The 19,058-nt window shown below is 57.7% G+C and carries 15 protein-coding genes; 5 read left to right on the top strand and 10 right to left on the bottom strand.

Annotated features, from left to right (window positions below; all coding sequences use genetic code 11):
- The 3 genes from KI379_RS01280 to KI379_RS01270 form a co-directional block, all read right to left on the bottom strand.
- The gene (locus tag KI379_RS01280; RefSeq protein ID WP_076173442.1) at window positions 1-585 is read right to left on the bottom strand and encodes a TetR/AcrR family transcriptional regulator; all 585 of its coding nucleotides are present in this window, start codon (window positions 583-585) and stop codon (window positions 1-3) included.
- 5 nt (window positions 586-590) lie between these two features.
- The gene (locus KI379_RS01275; protein ID WP_076173443.1) at window positions 591-1,223 is read right to left on the bottom strand and encodes a YigZ family protein; all 633 of its coding nucleotides are present in this window, start codon (window positions 1,221-1,223) and stop codon (window positions 591-593) included.
- A 107-nt stretch (window positions 1,224-1,330) separates the two neighbouring features.
- Window positions 1,331-2,686, bottom strand: coding sequence for a glucose-6-phosphate isomerase (locus KI379_RS01270; RefSeq protein ID WP_076173444.1), 1,356 nt, complete (start codon window positions 2,684-2,686; stop codon window positions 1,331-1,333).
- A 213-nt stretch (window positions 2,687-2,899) separates the two neighbouring features.
- On the opposite strand from KI379_RS01270, the gene KI379_RS01265 reads away from it, so the two are divergent.
- On the top strand, window positions 2,900-3,799 hold the full coding sequence (locus KI379_RS01265; RefSeq protein ID WP_089545535.1) for an NAD(P)-dependent oxidoreductase: 900 nt from the start codon (window positions 2,900-2,902) through the stop codon (window positions 3,797-3,799).
- Window positions 3,800-3,921: 122 nt separating this feature from the next.
- Here the strand turns inward: KI379_RS01265 and ppnP are convergent, their stop codons facing one another.
- Both ppnP and tkt read right to left on the bottom strand, forming a co-directional pair.
- Entirely contained in the window at window positions 3,922-4,239 is a 318-nt protein-coding gene (gene ppnP, locus KI379_RS01260) for a pyrimidine/purine nucleoside phosphorylase (RefSeq protein WP_076173446.1), read from the bottom strand.
- Between the two features lie 50 nt (window positions 4,240-4,289).
- Window positions 4,290-6,332, bottom strand: a complete 2,043-nt coding sequence (gene tkt / locus KI379_RS01255) for a transketolase (protein WP_145136815.1) — start codon at window positions 6,330-6,332, stop codon at window positions 4,290-4,292.
- A 437-nt stretch (window positions 6,333-6,769) separates the two neighbouring features.
- Here tkt and KI379_RS01250 point away from each other — a divergent pair, with 437 nt between their 5' ends.
- The 4 genes from KI379_RS01250 to KI379_RS01235 all read left to right on the top strand — a co-directional run bounded on the left by KI379_RS01250 (window position 6,770) and on the right by KI379_RS01235 (window position 10,348).
- Entirely contained in the window at window positions 6,770-7,462 is a 693-nt protein-coding gene (locus KI379_RS01250) for a response regulator transcription factor (RefSeq protein ID WP_076173448.1), read from the top strand.
- Between the two features lie 201 nt (window positions 7,463-7,663).
- Complete coding sequence (locus KI379_RS01245; protein WP_145136821.1) at window positions 7,664-8,584, top strand: ABC transporter ATP-binding protein; 921 nt, start codon at window positions 7,664-7,666, stop codon at window positions 8,582-8,584.
- Window positions 8,581-9,330 carry an ABC transporter permease gene (locus tag KI379_RS01240; protein WP_212982508.1) on the top strand — a complete coding sequence of 250 codons (750 nt, stop codon included), beginning with the start codon at window positions 8,581-8,583 and terminating at the stop codon, window positions 9,328-9,330. Before KI379_RS01245 ends, KI379_RS01240 begins: the two co-directional genes overlap by 4 nt.
- 85 nt (window positions 9,331-9,415) lie before the next feature.
- Window positions 9,416-10,348 carry a sensor histidine kinase gene (locus tag KI379_RS01235; RefSeq protein WP_212982506.1) on the top strand — a complete coding sequence of 311 codons (933 nt, stop codon included), beginning with the start codon at window positions 9,416-9,418 and terminating at the stop codon, window positions 10,346-10,348.
- A 124-nt stretch (window positions 10,349-10,472) separates the two neighbouring features.
- Here the strand turns inward: KI379_RS01235 and KI379_RS01230 are convergent, their stop codons facing one another.
- Genes KI379_RS01230 through KI379_RS01210 form a run of 5 tightly spaced genes read right to left on the bottom strand, consistent with a single transcriptional unit; the run spans window position 10,473 to window position 19,057 of the window.
- Window positions 10,473-13,412, bottom strand: a complete 2,940-nt coding sequence (locus KI379_RS01230) for a VWA domain-containing protein (RefSeq protein WP_212982504.1) — start codon at window positions 13,410-13,412, stop codon at window positions 10,473-10,475.
- The gene (locus KI379_RS01225) at window positions 13,396-15,396 is read right to left on the bottom strand and encodes a vWA domain-containing protein (RefSeq protein WP_212982502.1); all 2,001 of its coding nucleotides are present in this window, start codon (window positions 15,394-15,396) and stop codon (window positions 13,396-13,398) included. Before KI379_RS01225 ends, KI379_RS01230 begins: the two co-directional genes overlap by 17 nt.
- A gap of 33 nt (window positions 15,397-15,429) precedes the next feature.
- Window positions 15,430-16,365 carry a DUF58 domain-containing protein gene (locus tag KI379_RS01220; protein ID WP_212982500.1) on the bottom strand — a complete coding sequence of 312 codons (936 nt, stop codon included), beginning with the start codon at window positions 16,363-16,365 and terminating at the stop codon, window positions 15,430-15,432.
- Window positions 16,362-17,351: an AAA family ATPase gene (locus KI379_RS01215; RefSeq protein WP_212982498.1), complete on the bottom strand. Its 990-nt coding sequence runs from the start codon at window positions 17,349-17,351 to the stop codon at window positions 16,362-16,364. The genes KI379_RS01220 and KI379_RS01215 overlap by 4 nt, the downstream gene beginning before the upstream one ends.
- 23 nt (window positions 17,352-17,374) lie before the next feature.
- Window positions 17,375-19,057 (bottom strand): phage tail tape measure protein, encoded by a 1,683-nt coding sequence (locus KI379_RS01210; RefSeq protein WP_212982496.1) that lies wholly within the window; start codon window positions 19,055-19,057, stop codon window positions 17,375-17,377.
- Window position 19,058: the final 1 nt, after the last annotated feature.

Genomic DNA, 19,058 nt, shown 5'->3' with positions numbered 1-19,058 from the left:
TTACCGCAGACTGCGGCAGCATATCTTCACATGCGTGATGGCCGCGGGTTTGATCTCCTCAAAAGTCACGCGATCCTGGATGTAATACGATATGAATCCGTGCATGGACAAAAATAACGTTAACGGCAGATTGCGGCAATGATCGGGGCCGTGCTCCTCCTCGTTCATGTAACGGCGCACCATGGAGGCAAACAATTCGAAGCAGCGCCCCTGCTCAGAACGGCAGTAGGACAGCAGTTCTTCGTCCCGGATCATGAACATGATCTCGTACTGATAAGGATGGTCCAGGCCGAAACGGATGAACTCCAGCATGAGCTGTTCCACCTTGGTCAAGTCCTGGGTCGGAGCGACCTTGAGCACCTTATTCAGCTGTACAGCGAGATTGTTGAAATCCTCAACCACGATGGCGTAGAACAATTCTGCCTTTTCCTTGAAATGATAGTATAAGGAACCATGACTGTAACCTAAATGCTGACCAATACTGCGCATAGAAATGGCCCGGTATCCCTTGGTCACAAACAAATGCCTGGCCGCTTCCAGAATCCTCTCCCTCGACAACTCCTGTTCCACTGCTCTTCTTGCCATAGACCTTATTCCCCTTCAATAAAATAAAGCTTTTCGCCCTCCGTAATCAGGGATTGCCCCTGCGTCAAATCCACCATCCACGACATAAACGTCTCCGCTTCCCGGTCTTCCGGCAGGCACGTCAGCCGCACCTTATCCGTAAACACCGTTTCCCCCATTCGGACCTCACGGCCCCGGAGCTCGTTCTCGACCTTCCCCAGCCAGGTATAGTCGATTTCAACAAAAATCTCGCGGTGAAGCACGCGCGTAATCGCTTCCCCCGCTTCAATCGCCGCCACAGCACCGTCCGTGTATGCCCGGATCAGTCCTCCCGCCCCCAGCATGATGCCGCCGAAGTACCGGGTCACGACGATCGCCACATTTTTCAACCCTTGATTGCGGATTACCTCGAGAATCGGCTTGCCGGCCGTTCCGCTCGGCTCCCCGTCATCCGACTGCTTCTGGATTTCATCCCTCTCCCCGATCATGTAGGCGGAGCAGTTATGCGTGGCATTCCAGTGCAGCTTCTTGATCTCTTCAATAAAAGCGTTTGCATCATCTTCGCTGTCCACCGGTTTCACATGGCCGATAAAACGGGACTTCTTAATGACAATTTCCTTGGATCCCGCCCCCCGGACGGTCCGATAGCGATCAATCATGTTCATGCCCTTTCTTATTTGCCAAGAAAGCAGTCCCCCGCTGTTGATTAACCGGTGAACTGCTTCCCTAGCTTTGTATGTCTATTCAAAAGTTGCTGATGTTATTCTTATTCGGACAGTCTTGCTTCCAGCTTCGCTTTTTCTTCTTCATAGCCCGGTTTGCCGAGCAAAGCGAACATGTTCTTCTTATAGGCTTCCACGCCAGGCTGGTCAAACGGATTGACGCCAAGCAGATAGCCGCTGATACCGCACGCCTTTTCAAAGAAGTACACCAGATATCCGAAGGAATACGGAGTCATATCCGGTACAGTTACGATCAAGTTAGGAACCTGTCCGTCTGTATGTGCCAACATCGTGCCTTGGAAGGCCTTTTTGTTGACGAAATCCATCGTTTTGCCAGCCAGGAAGTTCAGGCCGTCCAAATCGTCCGGATCGCTTTCGATCGTAATTTGCTTCGCTACATTGTCCACCTGGATGACGGTTTCGAAAATGTTGCGGCTGCCTTCCTGAACGAATTGTCCCATGGAATGCAGATCGGTCGAGAAGTCGACGGATGCCGGATAAATGCCTTTGTAGTCCTTGCCTTCGCTTTCGCCGTACAGCTGTTTCCACCACTCGGATACGAAGTGAAGAGAAGGCTCGTAGTTCACGAGAATCTCGATAGCTTTGCCTTTGCGGTACAGTGCGTTACGCACGGCAGCGTATTGGTAGCTGAGGTTCTCATGCACGTTCGGGTTGCTGAATTCCTTGGAAGCGTCAGCGGCACCCTGCATCATCTCTTCGATGTTGATTCCGGCAGTAGCAATTGGCAGCAGGCCAACCGCAGTCAGTACGGAATATCTTCCGCCCACGTCGTCCGGAATGATAAAGGACTCATAGCCTTCTTCATTCGCAAGCTTCTTGAGGGCTCCTCTTTCCTTGTCGGTTGTTGCATAGATACGCTTGCGGGCTTCTTCCTTGCCGTATTTCTTCTCCAGCTCGGCTTTGAAAATACGGAAAGCAATTGCAGGCTCCGTCGTTGTGCCGGACTTGGAAATGACGTTCACGGAGAAGTCCTTGCCTTCGATCAGATCGAGCAAATGCGCCACGTAAGTGGAGCTGATGTTGTTGCCGGCGAAATAGACTTCAGGCGTCTTGCGCTTGTCCTTTGGTAATACATTATAGAAGGAATGGGACAGAGCTTCAATCGCGGCGCGTGCGCCGAGGTAAGATCCGCCGATTCCGATGACGATCAGAACGTCAGAATCGCTTTGGATTTTCGCTGCTGCTTTCTGGATGCGTGCAAATTCTTCCTTGTCGTATTGGGTAGGAAGATCGATCCATCCCAAGAAGTCAGAACCTACGCCTGTCTTGTTATGAAGCTGCTCGTGAGCGAGTCGGATCGGCTCTGCCAGATAATCCACTTCGTGCTGACCGATAAAGGAGAGCGCCTTACTGTAATCGAAATTTAATTTGGTAGACATATCTAATGTAAACCTCCTAGTTTGGCTTCATCTCTATTCTATTTACGCTCCGAAAAAAACAGCTTTAGAATAGGATACTGTAATTTCACTGCATTTGGCAAGGACAATATGAAGCTTATCCACCCACAATTTCACTTCTCCCCCCATGGATTGTCGCATGGCCTCATGGTAAACTTAATGAATGCTTATATCTCACAGGAAAAGGTGATTCTCATGAAAAAAATAGGCTTCATCGGACTGGGCACCATGGGAGCGCCCATGGCTTCCAATTTGTTAAAACAAGGTTACGAGGTAACCGTCTATAACCGCACGGCTTCCAAGGCCGAAGCGCTTGTCCGGGAAGGCGCGTCCCAAGCCGCCACTCCTGCCGAAGCGGCCTCAGGACAGGATGCGGTCATCACAATGGTCAGCAATGACGATTCCATCCGCGAGGTGTTTTACGGCGAAGATGGCATTCTGAAAACGCTGGCTCAAGGCACCACCGTCATTGACAGCAGCACCATTTCCCCGGGGCTCGTCAAAGAGCTGGCCGCCGAGGTTCACAAGCTCGGAGCCCATTTCCTCGACGCACCGGTGACCGGCAGCAAGCCGGCGGCCATCGACGGCACACTCGTCTTTATGGTCGGCGGAGAAGCTTCCGTGCTGGAAGCCGCATCCGGCCTGTTTGATACGCTGGGCAAGAAGGTCATCCATATGGGACCAAGCGGCAGCGGTTCCGTTGCCAAGCTCGCCCATAACACGATGGTCGGCATCAACAACCTGGCCTTGGCGGAAGGCTTCGCCATCGCCGCCAAATCCGGCATTCCTGCCGACAGCTTCCTCGAGTTGGTGCAGCTTGGTTCGGCCGGCAGCAAGGCCGCGGACCTGAAAGGCCGGAAGATCATCGACCACGACTTCAGCAACCAGTTCTCCCTTGCGCTGATGCTCAAAGACTTGAAGCTTGCCTCCTCCCTCACCGACGCCACCGGCGTACCGTCCCCGATGCTGAACCTGGCAAAAAGCCTGTTTCAAGCCGGGCAGACGCAGGGCTTCGGAGATGAGGACCTGTCCGCTGTCGTCAAATGCTATGAAGCATGGATCGGACAGACGATCGGCGGCAAGCCGCTGCAATAATGGACAGGCTCCTTCCATATACAGCCATAGGTTGAATGGAACGGCTCCAAATTATGCAGAAAAAGTGAGTTTACCGGAGAGAAAAGGGTAAGTCCGCCAGATGACGGACTTACCCTTTTTCGTTACTCCGCCGGGTAGGAGCAGCAGTAATCGGTTACGCTGAACACTTCCAGAGCGAATTTGGAATGGGCAGGCACGTGAAACGTGTGTGCTCCCTGAATTTCTTGCCAGGATTCTTCACCGGGAAGAAGGACCTTCAGGTGGCCGGACAGGATCTCCATAATTTCAGGACCGTCCGTCCCAAATTCATACGTGCCCGGAAGCATAATTCCGAGCGTAACTTTGCTACCATCTTCCAGAATGACGGTGCGGCTGGTCACCTGGCCGTCATAATAGACGTTGGCTGCTTTGACGATGGTGGCATTGCTGAACTGCGACATGTGCTCACTGCTCCTTTTGAACTCAAAATATGAATTAAACGGCTATGACCTTACAGCAGCCCTTTGACACGGCTGACTACATTGTCCACCGTAAATCCGTATTCTTCGATGACGCGGTTGCCAGGAGCGGATGCGCCAAAGATGGAGATGCCGAGAATGTCGCCTTTGTCGCCGACATAGCGTTCCCAACCGAATGGAGAAGCCATTTCGATGGCAAGACGCGCTTTGACGTCAGGCAGCAGGACGGAATCTTTGTAAGCTTGATCTTGTTTTTCGAACAGATCCCAGCTTGGCATGCTGATGACGCGAACTTCGATGCCCTCTTTGGACAGCGCTTCGGCGGCTTTCACAGCCAGCTGTACTTCGGAACCCGTTGCGATGATTTGCGCTTGAGGTTTGCCGTTCTTCGCGTCAGCTACTACATAAGCACCGCGCTTGATGCCTTCGCGTGCGCCCTCAGCCGTAGCGGCCAGGATTGGCAGGTTTTGACGCGTCAATACGAGCGCTACCGGGTTCTCTTTATTTTCAACAGTGTAAGCCCAGGCAGCCGATGTTTCGTTGGCGTCAGCCGGACGGATCACAGTCAATCCAGGAATGATGCGCAGCGATGCCAGCTGTTCGATCGGTTCATGGGTAGGACCGTCTTCACCAACCGCAATACTGTCATGAGTCAGAACATAAGTGACAGGCAGCTTCATGATGGAAGCCAGACGAACCGCCGGACGCAGGTAGTCGGTAAATACGAAGAACGTACCGCCGAATACTTTCACTCCGCCATGCAGCGTCATGCCGTTCATCACGGCAGCCATCGCGAATTCGCGTACACCGAAGTAGATGTTGCGGCCTTCGCGGCTGTCAGGCGTGAAGTTGGCCAGGTTGTTCAGGTGAGTCATCGTGGAGCTTTCCAGGTCGGCGGATCCGCCCAGCAGCTGTGGTACGCCGCCTGTAAGACCGTTCAGGGCGTTACCGGAAGCAACGCGTGTCGATACGGCTTTGTCTTCCACGGAATACTTCGGAAGGTCTTTATCCCATCCTTCAGCAAGGTCGCCGGCAACAGCCTTTTCGAATTGAGCGGCCAGTTCAGGATAAGCTTTCTTGTAAGCTTCGAACTGCTCGTTCCATTCTTTGTTGACTTTTACGCCGTGTTCTTTCACTTTCGCGAAATGAGCACGAACTTCTTCAGGCACGTAGAAGTCTTCTTCGTATACCCATTTGTAGAATTCTTTGGTCAGCTTGGCTTCTTCCGCACCCAGTGGGGATCCGTGAGTACCGCCATGGCCGCCTTTACCTTGTTTGTTCGGGCTTCCGTAACCGATGATGGTTTTCACTTCAATCAGGGTCGGTTTGCTCGTTTCGGCTTGCGCTTCCGCAATGGCTTTCTCGATGGCCGGAAGATCGTTGCCGTCTTCCACGCGCAGCACTTGCCATCCGTAGGCTTCGAAACGCTTCTGTACGTTTTCGGAGAAGGACAGGTTAAGTTTACCGTCGAGGGAAATGTCATTGGAATCGTACAGCATGATCAGCTTGCCGAGCTGTTGATGGCCCGCCAAAGAAGCAGCCTCATGCGAGATACCTTCCATCAGGTCGCCGTCGCCGCAGATCGCGTACGTATAGTGGTCAACCACTTTGTAGTTGTCTTTGTTGTAAGTTGCAGCCAGCTGTGCTTCAGCCATTGCCATACCAACGGCCATAGCCACGCCTTGTCCAAGAGGACCTGTCGTTGCGTCAACGCCAGCGGTGTGACCGAACTCTGGGTGACCTGGAGTCAGGCTTCCCCATTGACGGAATTGTTTCAGCTCTTCCATTGGAAGATCGTATCCGCTCAGGTGAAGCAGGCTGTACAGCAGCATAGAGCCGTGCCCAGCGGAGAGAACAAAACGGTCGCGGTTAATCCAAGTCGGATTCTCCGGATTGTGGTTCATCGTCTTTGCGAACAGCTGGTATCCCATTGGTGCAGAGCCCATCGGCATACCCGGATGTCCGGAGTTGGCTTTCTCGATCGCATCGATCGCGAGGGTACGGATCGTCGTAATCGACAGATTATCGATGGTCGCGTTCTCGGCCTTGTCAATCGCTTGATTCTTGTCAGTCATGGTTATCCTCCTCAGTATTTCTGGGAAATTAACATGAAGCGGGCACACTTGAAAGCACGGAAAAACCCGGCGGCTTAGAAGAACATCCGCTTGAATGTTTCATTTTGACTTATTATAACACTTGCCTTTCTTCTTTTCCATAACCTTTATCACCATTCCCCATGAAGAAGGTCATTATGCGGAGCAAATCAGATCGGATAAAGGGGCAGCGGATCCCGCCCGAAGCCAAGAGCCGGGCGGAATTGAGCGAAGTCTCGCCCTCCCTCCGTCTGGCAATAGTTTCAAACTTTTTTCATGTACCCCTGGGGGTTGACGCGCCCTTCCATCTATGACCCGCACGGTCCGGTCCTGAAACAGCAAAAACCATTGGAAACAGCCGTTTCTTCGAGTATGATAGTTCGTAACTCAACTGCATGTAACCGAGGTGAAAACGTCAAATGAACGGAAATACGCACATTCTGGTCGTGGAAGACGACAACGATATCAGCCGCCTGCTTTGCAGCATCGTCCGCCGCAGCGGATATACCGCACAGCCCGCTTTTTCCGGAACCGAGGCCCTCATTTATTTGAAACAGCAGCCCTGGGACATGGTCCTTCTGGATTTGATGCTTCCCGGCTTATCCGGCGAGGAAGTTCTGAACGAAGTTCGGGAACACGGCGCTCCGCCGGTGATGATCATTTCCGCCAAGGGCGACCAGTCCGGAAAGATCGCCGCCCTCCGCGGCGGTGCCGACGACTATATCACGAAGCCGTTCGACATCGAGGAAGTATCTGCACGCATCGACTCGCATCTTAGACGGGTCCATCGTGCCGCGAACTCCGCCAAGCCGGTCATCTATTCGCATAAAAATTTGCTGCTCGACCCGGAAGCCAAAACCGTACACGCCGACGGCGAGCCGATTTCCCTGACCGCCCGCGAATTCGATATCCTTCATCTGCTCATGGCATCGCCCAAAAAGGTATTTTCCAAATCCAATCTGTATGAAAGCATCTGGGGCGAGGAGTTTCTCGGGGATGACAATACCGTCAACGTACATATGAGCAATCTGCGCAGCAAACTGGCCAAGGCTTGCCCCGGCGAGGAATGGATCGAAACCGTCTGGGGCATCGGCTACCGGCTGAAGCCGTGAGAAGCTGGTGGAGCTTAGGTCCGCTGCCTTTTAGGGCTGTACAGCCGAATCCTTCAACAGCATAGCGTTATCCGCTGCAGTCTTGTACCGGCCGCAGTCGGCTCTTCAGACTTAAGCCTTTCTTAAGAATTGCCTTAAACTTCTCTTACGCTTTCCGGAATACACTGAGCCTATCACTGGAGGGAGGCTGATGAGAAAACCATGAGCGAATATGTTCTTCGCACCACCAATCTCACCAAAACGTTCAAAAACGGCATCGCTTTGGATAAGGTGAATCTCTCGATCAAACGTGGGTCCATTTACGGATTCATCGGGCAAAACGGAGCCGGCAAATCCACGCTCATCCGCATCGCCGCGGGGCTGGCCTTTCCGACGGAAGGCTCAGTGGAGCTGTTCGGATACAGCGGTCCTTCGGAAACAAACGAGGCGCGCAAACGCATCGGGTCCATCATTGAAAGTCCGGCGCTGTTCCCGCAAATGACGGCGGAGGAGAACGTCGAAGCCAACCGGCTTCTGCGGGGCATTCCCGGAAAAGATATCGTCAAGCGATCGCTCGAACTGGTGGGCCTGGAAGGAACCGGTCGGAAAAAGGCGAAAAACTTCTCGCTGGGCATGAAGCAGCGTCTGGGCCTGGCGATCGCCCTGCTGGGTGATCCGGAGTTTCTCATTCTGGACGAGCCTACCAATGGGCTTGACCCTATGGGCGTCGTCGAAATGCGCGAACTGCTCAAGCGGCTGAACCAGGAACGACGGATCACCATCCTGATTTCCAGCCATATTTTAAGCGAGCTGCATCTGCTGGCCACCCATTACGGCATCATTCACCGCGGCGTCCTGCTTGAGGAGCTGACGGCCAAGGAACTGCAGGAGAAATGCCGGCAGTTCATTCATATCAAAGTCAACGACCCCGCCGCGGCGGCATCGGTCCTGCAGAACCGTCTGGACACCACGGAATTCGAGGTCATGCCGGACGGGTCCATCCAGCTCTACGATCATTTGGAGCATCCCGGGCGCGTATCGACCGCATTAGCCGCATCCGGCCTGGAGATCGAGCAGTTTATGCCGAAAGGCGAAGACCTGGAGACGTTTTTCACGAAGCGGATCGGAGGTGTGCAGCCATGAGCAACGTCATCAAAGCGGAATGGTTCAAGCTGCGCAAGGACCTCTCGTTCCGGACCCTGCTCCTGTGCATTGCGGCGGCCGCCATCGTGTATCCCCTGCTCGTCATCATGGACCATACCGCCGGCGAGCCGGAAGTCACCAGCCTGGAGTTTATGCAAAATGTGCTGGCCGGCAACGCCTATGTGCTGAAGTTTTCTGCCGCCCTGCTGGCCGGTTTCTTTATTTCCAGCGAATATTCGACCGGCGTCATGAAATGCATCGCCTCTTCCGGCAACAGCCGGATCCGGCTGTTCACCGCAAAGCTGCTGGTCTTCACCGTTGGTACGGCCTTGCTTGCGCTCACCCTGCCTGTGGTAGCGACAGCCGTGATGGTGATCGCAAATGGGGATGCGGGATCGTTACCGCTGCCTTTTGTACTGCGAGCCCTGGGATTTACCGTACTCTATGCGGCCGGATTCGCCGGCATTGCCGCCTTGTTTTCAACCTTGCTGACCGACAGCGGCAAATCGATCGGCTTCCTGTTTATCCTGTTCCTGCTGGCTGATTCCCTGCTCGCCGGAGCCGGAGGATTCATTCCCTTCATCGGCACGCTGTACGACTACTCCATCTTCAAACTGGTCAACAACGTGCCGATCATGGAACGAAGCGGTGGACAGCTCAGCGCCATGGTCGTGGTTCCGGTCGTTTGGTTCCTGATGTTTGGAGCTTTGGGCATTCTGGCCTTCCGGAAGAAGGAGATTAAGTAAGAAGCAGCCCCATACCAACAATGAGCTGCAAGGTAGTGAATCTATTTTCGCGGGAAACCATCTAACCAAAGGAGGCGGACAAACGATGCTCTACATCACCATTGTCGCTGTCGCCGTAATTGCTCTGCTCGTCGCCCGCCTCCTGCGGATGCGCAGGGAACTTCGGCGGATAACCGCCCAGCTGAAGAGCTACAACGAAGGCAGATCGGGCAAAAAAACCGATTTGTCTTATTACGAAAAAGATCTTGAATCGCTTGCGGCTGAAATCAACCGTCTGATCGACCGGGTGACCGAGAGCGGCGCCCTACAGCGCCGAACGGAAAACGAGCTGAAGCAGGCGATCGCCAACATGTCCCACGATATCCGCACGCCGCTGACGTCGATCTTCGGCTATATTCAGCTGCTTGAGGCCGAGGACCTCAGTCCCGAAGAAAAGCATGCCTACTTAAGTGTGATCAAACACCGTTCGCAGCGTCTGCAGGCGCTGCTGAACGATTTTTTCGAGCTGTCCGTGATCGAGTCCACCGATTACGAGCTGAAGCCGGCGCGCATCCGTTTCGTCCCGGTGCTGCAGGACGTCATCATGAGCCTGTACGACCAGTTCACCGACTGCAGTATCACCCCATTACTGGAGTTTCCTGAAGAGGAGATCATCGGGTTCGCGGATGAGTCGGCCGTCAAACGGGTCATCGAAAACCTGCTGCTCAATACGATCAAGCACACGCGCGGCGAAGTCGGCATCGGGCTGAAGCGGCAAAATAACGAGGCGGTATTGGTCATCCGCAATGATGCCCCGCATCTCGCCGGCACCGATCCCTCCCTGCTGTTTGACCGGTTCTATACAGCCGACCAAACGCGCTCCGGTAAAGGGACCGGACTCGGCCTGTCCATCGCCCGCAGCCTGATGGAGAAGATGGGCGGCCGGCTGTCCGCCGAGCTAAGCGGGGACGTGCTGACGATGACGTGCCGCTGGGAGCTTACCACCGGCGGGATTTCGCAGGGAACGTCGGTTACCTGAGAGAAGATGTTGCCCGGTTGACGTTTAGACAAAAAAAGAACCCTTTGGAATGGCTCTGGCGGGCTTCAGCCCTCCTGCCTCCAAGGGGTTCTTTGGTTTGAGTGATTTGGCGCGGGTCCGCGCTCTAGCGCGAGTTCCGCTTACGGGCGGCCAGCAGGCGGTCCATCGCTGCGGACCGCTCTTCCTCCAGCTGCGGCGGGCTTTGCGCCGCAGCCTCCTTGCCCGGCCCGGCCTCCGGCTGCCGGGCTGTTGGCGCCCCGCGCGGCGGCGAAGGTGAAGCCGCCGGGCGGGACGCCCCCGAAGCCGGACGCTCCGCCCCGGCTTCCTGCGGGCTGCGCCCGCTGGCGTCGGCCGCGCCGCGCTCCGCGCGCGCCTGCGGCGCCGGTGCCGGCGGCCCGGCAGTGCGGCCGCCGTAGAAGGCGGCGGTGCGCTGCTTGCGCGCCGCCAGCCGGCCCAGGCCGGCGTCCGGGGCCTCCGCCCCGCCGGCCGGTGCTTGCCGCCGCCGCAGGATGGCGGCGGCCCGCGCAGCGATGGCGCCCCATGGGAGAGCCAGGCGGCGGACGGCAATGTCCGCCACCCACAGCACCAGGGCGGCCGCCAGCAGCGCATAGCTCCAATCATGGAGCTGGCGGCTCGGCTTGGCTTTGGCGGCAAATACCTGCTCCGGATGGTCCATCGACAGCATCCGGCCGCCGGTCAGCTCAGCCAATCGCTGAAGCCCCTGATCCGCATTCCCGTCCGCAATCCGGTATTCCGGGGAGTAAGGGACGACCAGCCCGGTGCCGGGCGCAGCCGGCTTGCCGCTGCCATCGAGCAGCGTCATCAGATACGAACCGGACTGGTCCACCGGCAGCTCTCCGGTATAGCTTCCCGGCGCCTCCTGAACGAGATCCACCTTATGCTCCTGCAGATCATCCCCGGTAATGACCGCCTGCAGTTGATCCGTGCCCGCCGTATCCGCTTTGACTTCAAAACGGACCCGGTTCCCCTCGATCTGCGTGCTTACCTCATACGGGGAAGCCGTAAACTGAGGGAAGGTCCACTTCACCATCTGGGTCACGACATTGGAGAAGGCGGGCCAAGCTACCCAGTCCTTCGACCATTTGCCCATCAGGTCGCTTGTCCAGGCGACGGTTCGGCCGGATCCGTACTGCCACCTCGCCAGCAGCGGGTCGGGCTCCGGACTGGTCAGCACCGTCTGCGCCCCCTGCTTCGGCGTCGTGGCGACATAGCCGTAAACTTGCGGCACGCCATTTTCGAACAAAGACGTCCAGTCCCCGCCGTTTTGCAGTGCCGGCACAAACGGCTTGTCCACGATGTAGGACTTGGACATCATCGCGGCTTCGCGGCTGAAAATCGACGGTATCGACGAAGCGTCATCCACAAAGTAGTATCGGCCCTTGGCCTCATCCGCCAGCGACTGCAGCAGATTGACGTCCGCGTCCATTCCGACCGCAACCGTGGACATCGTGATTTTGCCGCCCTTCATTTGCTCGATCAAATCGCTGTATCCGCCGTTTCCGGCCGACTGTCCGTCGGTCATCAGAATGATATGCTTCCGCTGGGCCTTGACCTTCAGCATTTCCTCCACGGCGGACGCCGCGGCCGGGTAAATATCGGTCCCTCCATCGCTTTGGATGGACTGAATCTGCGAAATAACGTCTTCCTTGCCGTTCGCCAGGGACTGAGGCGTCACGACCCACCACGGCTGGGAATCAAAAGCGAGCACCCCGACCGTATCCTTGGATCGCAGCATTTCCACCGTACGGATCGCCGCTTCCTTGGCGAGCTCCATTTTGTCCCCGCTCATGCTGCCCGAACGGTCAATGACCAGGATCAGACCGAGGGACGGGATCTCCCGCTTGCCCTCCAGCTCCATGGAGACGGGGAGCAGCTTTTCGATCGGTGTCTTGAAATAACCGCCCATGCCGTAACTGTCCTCGCCACCGGCCATCATAAAGCCGACCCCGTAGGTGCGGACCGCCTGTTCGATCATGGCCATCCGCCGCTCGCCCACCTGGTCGCCGGAAACGTTGTTAAAAATGATGGAGTCATACGCTGCATATTTCGCCGGCTCCAGCGGCAGAACACTCGGATCGATCCGCTCATACTGAACCAGGCCCGATGAGAGGGCCGACGCAAGATTGGCTGCGTTTCCCTTCTCGCCTTCCACGATCAGCACCTTGGGCGGACCTTCCACCCGGGTAAAGGCATATCCCGCATTGTTGGCCGACTGGCGGTCGCCGTCCATGAAAATTTCGGCACGGTAGCGGTGAAGCCCCGTTTTTTTCGCCAGCCCCTTCACGGCGTACCGGTTGTCTCCCGGGGTCACGTCCACCGACTCGCGGCCGATCTCGGCGTTGTCTTCATACAGCCGGAGCTCACCCTTGCCTTTATAGGTGCTCCGCACCAGCACTTCAATATAATAGGACTCTGCTTGGTAGAGCTTCTCCGGGACTTTGACTTCCTCCACGGAGACGTCCTGCTGTTCGGACGAAGGCATGTCCAGCACGTCAACCGGGATGCCCTGGTCCTTCAACAGCCGTCCGGCCGACAGCATGCTGCCGACATTCTCCTCCCCGTCGGTGATCAGGACGATCCGGGAATCCGAGCGGCTGTCCAGCATGCTCCCGGAGAGCATCATGCCGGCTTCCAGATTCGTGTATTCCCGCTTCAGGTCCGCATTCAGCCGAAGGGAGCCCGGGAGCTCACGGGTCTCTTTTTGCTCAACAGCAGCGTCCAGACCTGTGGATACCACCGCGATGGTGTCCTTCGCTTCCTTGCCTTTGACCGATTGTCCAATAAACGCTTCGGCGCTTTCCGTGTCCGTCATGCTCATCGAGCGGTCAACGACATATACGACCTTCTTTTGGTGCAATACAGTATAAGACTGCAATCCGGACAGCATCAGCACGAGCAGCAGCAGGATCACGGAACGGATGGCGATCGCCCAGGTCTTGCGGCGGCCGGCCAGGCGAAAGTCCGATTTGTACGCATACACCATCAGAAGCGCCAGCGGAAGGAGCAAGAGCAGCAGCCAAGGGTGATTAAATTGAACGCCCACGCTGGTACACCCCCCATTCGGTCACGATCATCAGCAGTACGACGGCGGCGGCCAGCCACATGAGCGAGTAGCGGCTTTGACCGATTTTCCCATCCGTTCCCGGATTCCCTGCCTGTTCTCCGGCACCTGACTCAGCCCTGCCTGTATCGTCTTGCCCCGATTTCAAAACAACCGGCTTAGAGGAGACAAAGGTCCCCTCAAAAGGATCGGCAGCCGTCTCCACCAGATAGCTGGTGGTGTCCCCCTGACTGTTTCGCTCTTCAAAAGCATACAATCCGGGTACTAGCGGCGCCGTCTGCAGGGAGGATATCGCCCGCTCCCGTTTTTGCACCTCCGGAACCGGCGCTCCCGCACCAGGCACCCCGGTATGCTGCACCTTCCATTCCGCTTGCTCCGCATCCGCTGCGATCGGCACCTCCATTCCCGATCCGGCTGTTACCCTGCCGAGACCCGTACCTTCGCCTTCGTTCAGCCAAGAAACCGCGTTATGGACGAGGATCGGAAATTCCGCCGACAGCGGCAGATCCGTGTCCTGCAGCCGGAACAGAAACGACAGCCGCGGATGTCCCGCTTCCTTGCCTGCATATATTGCCGGCGTACCGCCGATCGTCACCAGCGGCTCGGCCCAGGCCGGCAGCGGTTCCTTGTGCAGCTCGCCCACGTAGAGGCCTTTCAGCGTGATGTACCGGTTCACCGGATAATCGGATACTTTAGGCTCCTGACCGTTCACCTTGACTTCCGGACCGCTGCCGCCGATCGACCACAGCGGGGTCTCTTCAAGCAGCTGCTTCCAGGAACCTTCCTTCGTAAATGCAGGCGCCTGCCCGTCCACAACGATCAAATCCGGCGGATCCTTGGGAACCTGTGGAACAGACGCAGCGTTCCCTGAATCCGCCGTTTTCGCGGAATTGCTGGGCTCTTCCGTTGTCATCCGGGTCACCTGCGCTCCGGTCAGCTGCAGCGCCTTTTCCAGAAACAGATTGCCCGGCGTCAGCAGCAGAATGCTCGGCTCCCGGCTGCTTTTCCCAAAAGCGTAAGCTGCGTTGTCCGCGGGATATCCGTCATCGCCATCCAACTCAATCCGGTACACGTCAGCCGGCGGCAGAGACTGCAGAACCAGCGTGGCGCTGTGCCGGGTAAGATCGGCCGATTCGGTACGAAGCAGCTTGTTGTCCCCATAAATGCGTACATCGACCGGCGCATCCCATGTCCCGCTCGAGCCGAGCACAGCCACCGCATCATTACCTTCCTTGCCCTGCTGAATGCCAAACTGCTGGATGGCGGCATTTTTCACCGGACCGTTTCCAACCAGGACTGTATGTGCAGGAACTTCAAACGTCACCTGGTCGCTGGCGCCCTTCCATTCGCCGTCCGTAAAAAGAACAACCTCCGCGTTCTGCTCCTCCCGCGTAAGCGCAGAGGCCAGCGACAGCGTCTCATTATACGCCGCCTGACCATAGTAAGGCGTGAGACCGTCGATCGCATCCTGAACGCGCTTCGCATCCTTTTCCCGGGAAATGATCACGTCGGGCTCGGATTTCATGCTGAGCAGGGTGACCTCGCTGCCGCGGGCATGCTTCTTCACGTACTGCTTCATCTCGGATTTCATTCGTTCGATCCGCGTCTCCTGCGGCTCCTGGGAAGACTGTTCTGCATTGCCGGCTGGCGGCGGCGCTATTGCACCCATGCTCCCGGATGTATCAGCAACGAAGACGATGTGCCCCCCGCTATTTCCGGATACCCACAGATAAGGCTGCAGCAGGGCAAAAACGAGCAGCGCGGCGGCAAGCAGCTGCAGCCACAGCAGCAGACGGTTTTGCAGCTTCTGCCACGGGCGGTTGGCTTCGATATTTTTCAGCACCCGGTCCCACAGCAGGTGGCTGGGCACGGTGGTGTCTATAAACTTGCGTTTGAGCAAATACATCAGCAGAATCGCCGGTATGCTGAGCGCAAACCACAGCCCTGCCCATGAACCGATTCCCACAATGCTTCCCCCTTTCTCTGTAAGCCAAGCTCGTCAAGCGATGACGAGACCTGCTTCCGCCATTACGCCAAACACCGCCTTTTGCAGGCTCATATCTGTCGAAACCCGGATGAAGGTCATGCCGCGATCTGCAGCCAGCTTCATCAGGTATTCCTGATACCGTTCAAGCTCGTCCTGGTAGGCCCGTAACACTTTGCCGGTGAAGGCGATATCCTTCCCGGTGCCCAGCTCGCTGTCGATCAGTCTTAGGTCGCCGCTGTAGGCCGGGTCGATTTCCTCCGGGGCCAGCACCTGAACGAGTACGACCTCCTGCCCCGCCCCTCTTAGCCGGCTCAGCATCAGCCCGAGATCCTCCTCCCGTTCATCCAGCCAAAAGTCCGAGAAGATCCAGGTCATCCCCGGCAGTCTGGGCATCGCTCCCGGTGCGCCGAAGGCGGCCGCGAGGCTTCCTTCTTCTCCGGGGGCCGCGTCCTGAAAAAACCGAAACAGCCGGTGGGCCGCCCCGCGCCCGCGGAGCACGGGCAGGCGGGCGTCGATCTGGCTGCTGAAGCAGCAGGCCTGCAGCCGTTCGTAAGAGCACAGCGCAACATATCCGATGCTGGCGGCCAGCTGCTTCGCATACCGCAGCTTGGAGGGAATCGCTTCATTCCCATCCCCTTCCCGTCCCCGGGTTCCGCCTGCAAAATCCATCGATGCCGAACAGTCCACGTACAGGCTGACTATTAGCTCCTGCTCGTCCATAAACTGCCGGACGAACGGCTTGCCTGTCCGCGCATACACGCCCCAGTCGAACCGGCGGATGTCATCCCCGGGAGCGTAAGGCCGGTAATCGGCGAATTCGAGCGAAGAGCCGAGCCGGCTGGAGCGCCGCTTGCCCTGCAAGGTACCGGCCACACGCTTCGCAGAGCCAAGGCTCATCCGCTCCAGCCGGACCATCCAGTCCGGGGGCAGCAGGTATTCCGCGCTCATCCCTGCGCCTCCGCCCGCTCGAGCATTTCGCGGATCACCTGGTCCGTCGTAATGCCCATGGCCTGGCCTTCAAAGTTCAAAAATATCCGGTGCCGCAGTGCCGGCACCGCGACGGCATGGATATCGCCGGTGGACAGGTGCATCCTGCCTTGGCAGACCGCCCGGACCTTCCCCGCCGAAATGATCGACTGGATGCCGCGCGGCCCCGAACCGAAGCGCACGTACTTCTTGATGCCCTCCGGCGCCGACGCCTCTTCCGGATGGGTCATCATCAGCAGCCTGGCCGCATAATCCAGCACTTCATCGGAGACCAGCACTTCTCTTGCTCCCTGCTGGATTTCCAGCAGCTCAGCGGCACCGGCCTGCTTCCGCACCTCTGGCTGGCGGTTCGTCGTTGTCCGCCGGACGATTTCCTTCAACTCCTCGCTTCCCGGATACGGCACGAGAATTTTGAGCAGGAACCGGTCCAGCTGGGCTTCCGGCAGCGGATAGGTTCCTTCGTTTTCAAGCGGGTTTTGCGTCGCCAGGACGAAGAACGGTTTCGGCAGAACGTGCGTCTCGCTGCCAACCGTCACCGTTTTCTCCTGCATCGCCTCGAGCAAAGCGCTCTGCGTTTTCGGGGTCGCCCGGTTGATCTCGTCCGCCAGCACGATGCTGCTGAAGAGCGGCCCGCGCTGAAAAGACATCGAGGTTTCCCCCTGACGGCCGAAAGAAATGACCTGCGTCCCCGTAATGTCGCTTGGCATTAAATCCGGCGTAAACTGGATGCGCGAGAACGACAGGTCGAGCGTGTCGGCAATCGTACGGACCAGCATCGTCTTGCCTAGGCCGGGAATGCCTTCCAGAAGGGCGTGGCCTCCTGCGAAGATGCACCACAGCATCTGCTCGACGACCTCCTGCTGGCCAACGATCACCTCGGCGATCTGCTCCCGTACCCGGGATATCGTCTCTTTCCAAGCTTCCGGTTGAATTTGCGTATCCAGCATTAGCCTTCCTCCTCAATTGTAGATCAGGGATTCGGATTGATTCCCGTAAAATATTCCTCGACCAGGCCCTGCATCTGCTGCGGCAGGTCGCTGCGCCCCAGCGACTTTTTAGCCTCGGCCTCATATTCTTTGTATACTTCCTCGTAAGGACGGCTCGCTCCCTCGACTCCCGGAGCGACGCCGCCTTTCTGGACCGTTCCGCCGCCGCCTTGAATCGGACCTTTGTCCGCCTGCACATTCCCTTTGCCCGCAAACTCGCGCGGCGTCGTGACGAGCTCGCGTCCGCCTTGGCCGAGGCCTGCGCCGGAACCTCCCGGCCCCTGGCCCGAGCCGCCGCGTCCGGATCCGCCTTGACCTGCGCCGGAACCGGATCCGCTTCCGGATCCATTGCCGGATCCCTGGCCGGGACTATTACCTTGGCCCGCCCCGTCAATCGGCTCCGATGGATCGCCTCCGCCGCTGTCCGAAGGTTCGCCCATCCCGGCCGAATCCGCCAGGGCCAGCTGTTCCGCCGCACCGCCGGTGGCCCAGGCATCCGATACGGGCATGCCGGCCGCCGTCATTTGCGAAGCCAGGCCGAGCCCCTGAGATGCCAGGCTTGCGGCCAATGCCGAAGCGGCGTCGGATTGGCTGGAAGACGCCTGGCTCGCGGCAATCGCTTTGGCCAGCTCTTCCTCCAGCCCTTTCAGGGCTTCGTCCAGCTTGGAAGGATCCGTGCCGGCCAGTGCCTGCTCCGCTTTGTTGAGCGCTTCTTGAAGGGCCTTGGTGTCCTGTTTCTTCCCGGCCTCTTCGGCCATCTTCTTCAGAGCCTCCCGCAGCTGCTCCTTCTCTTCCGGCGACAGCTTCCGGATCTGCTGCTTCAGCTGGTCCAGCGCTTTTTTCATCGCAGCCTGATCCTTCTGCTCCAGGCTCTTCCCGATGGAAGACAGCTGGGGCGTCTGCTGCATCTTCCGGCCCAGCTCCGACAGATTCTGCGCCTTCTCTTCCTGCTGTTTGGCCGTCTGCTCCATCGCCTTCATCGTTTTCTCCAGCTGCTCCAAGGCCCGGTCCGGATCCTTGGTCCCGTCCAGTTCCTTTTGCAGCGTCTTGAGGTGGCCGTCCAGCGGTTTTTTCGCCGTCAGATCCAGCTTCTTCGTTTCGAGCTCTTTCACCAGATCTTCCGTTTTCTTCTGCTGCTCCTGAACCCACTGCTTCTGCTCCGCCGCCTGGGCAAGCTTGTCATCCATCGGGCTCGGCAGCAGCACCAGAGCAAGGCATACGGCAAGCCCCCCGCCGCAGCCAGCCCACCATTTCGTCAGCTTCGGCCTTCTCAGCCTTGTCTTCATCTGTGCCGCAAACAGGCGTCCGTATTCGGCCGCCTGGGTCCGCTGCCATCGGGCCGCCGCCGAATCGTTCCCGGCAAAAGACAATGCGGTCACCATCATGTCGCTTCGCTCCGCGCTGCCGCTGGCGAGATCCATCGCTTCAGCCGCTTCCTTCACACGGATGCGGTGCAGCAGCCCGGTGGCCAGACCGGCGGCCGCTCCTGCTACCGCAAGCCCGGCAGCCGCCAGCTGGTAGAAAGGAATCGGCCACAGCCTGGCGGCGAGCAGGAGAAGCAGCGCTGCGATCAGTCCGCAGGACAACCCATATGCCAAATACCTCAGCATTCTGAAGACCTGCAGACGGGCGCGGGCCCGGTGAATCGCCTGCATGATCGGGTCCATG

This window comes from Paenibacillus cineris (assembly GCF_018333335.1).
GTDB classification, from domain to species: Bacteria; Bacillota; Bacilli; order Paenibacillales; family Paenibacillaceae; genus Paenibacillus_AQ; species Paenibacillus_AQ favisporus.
Note: the sequence above shows the minus strand (reverse complement) of the source record. Positions and strands in the feature narration are given on the sequence as shown.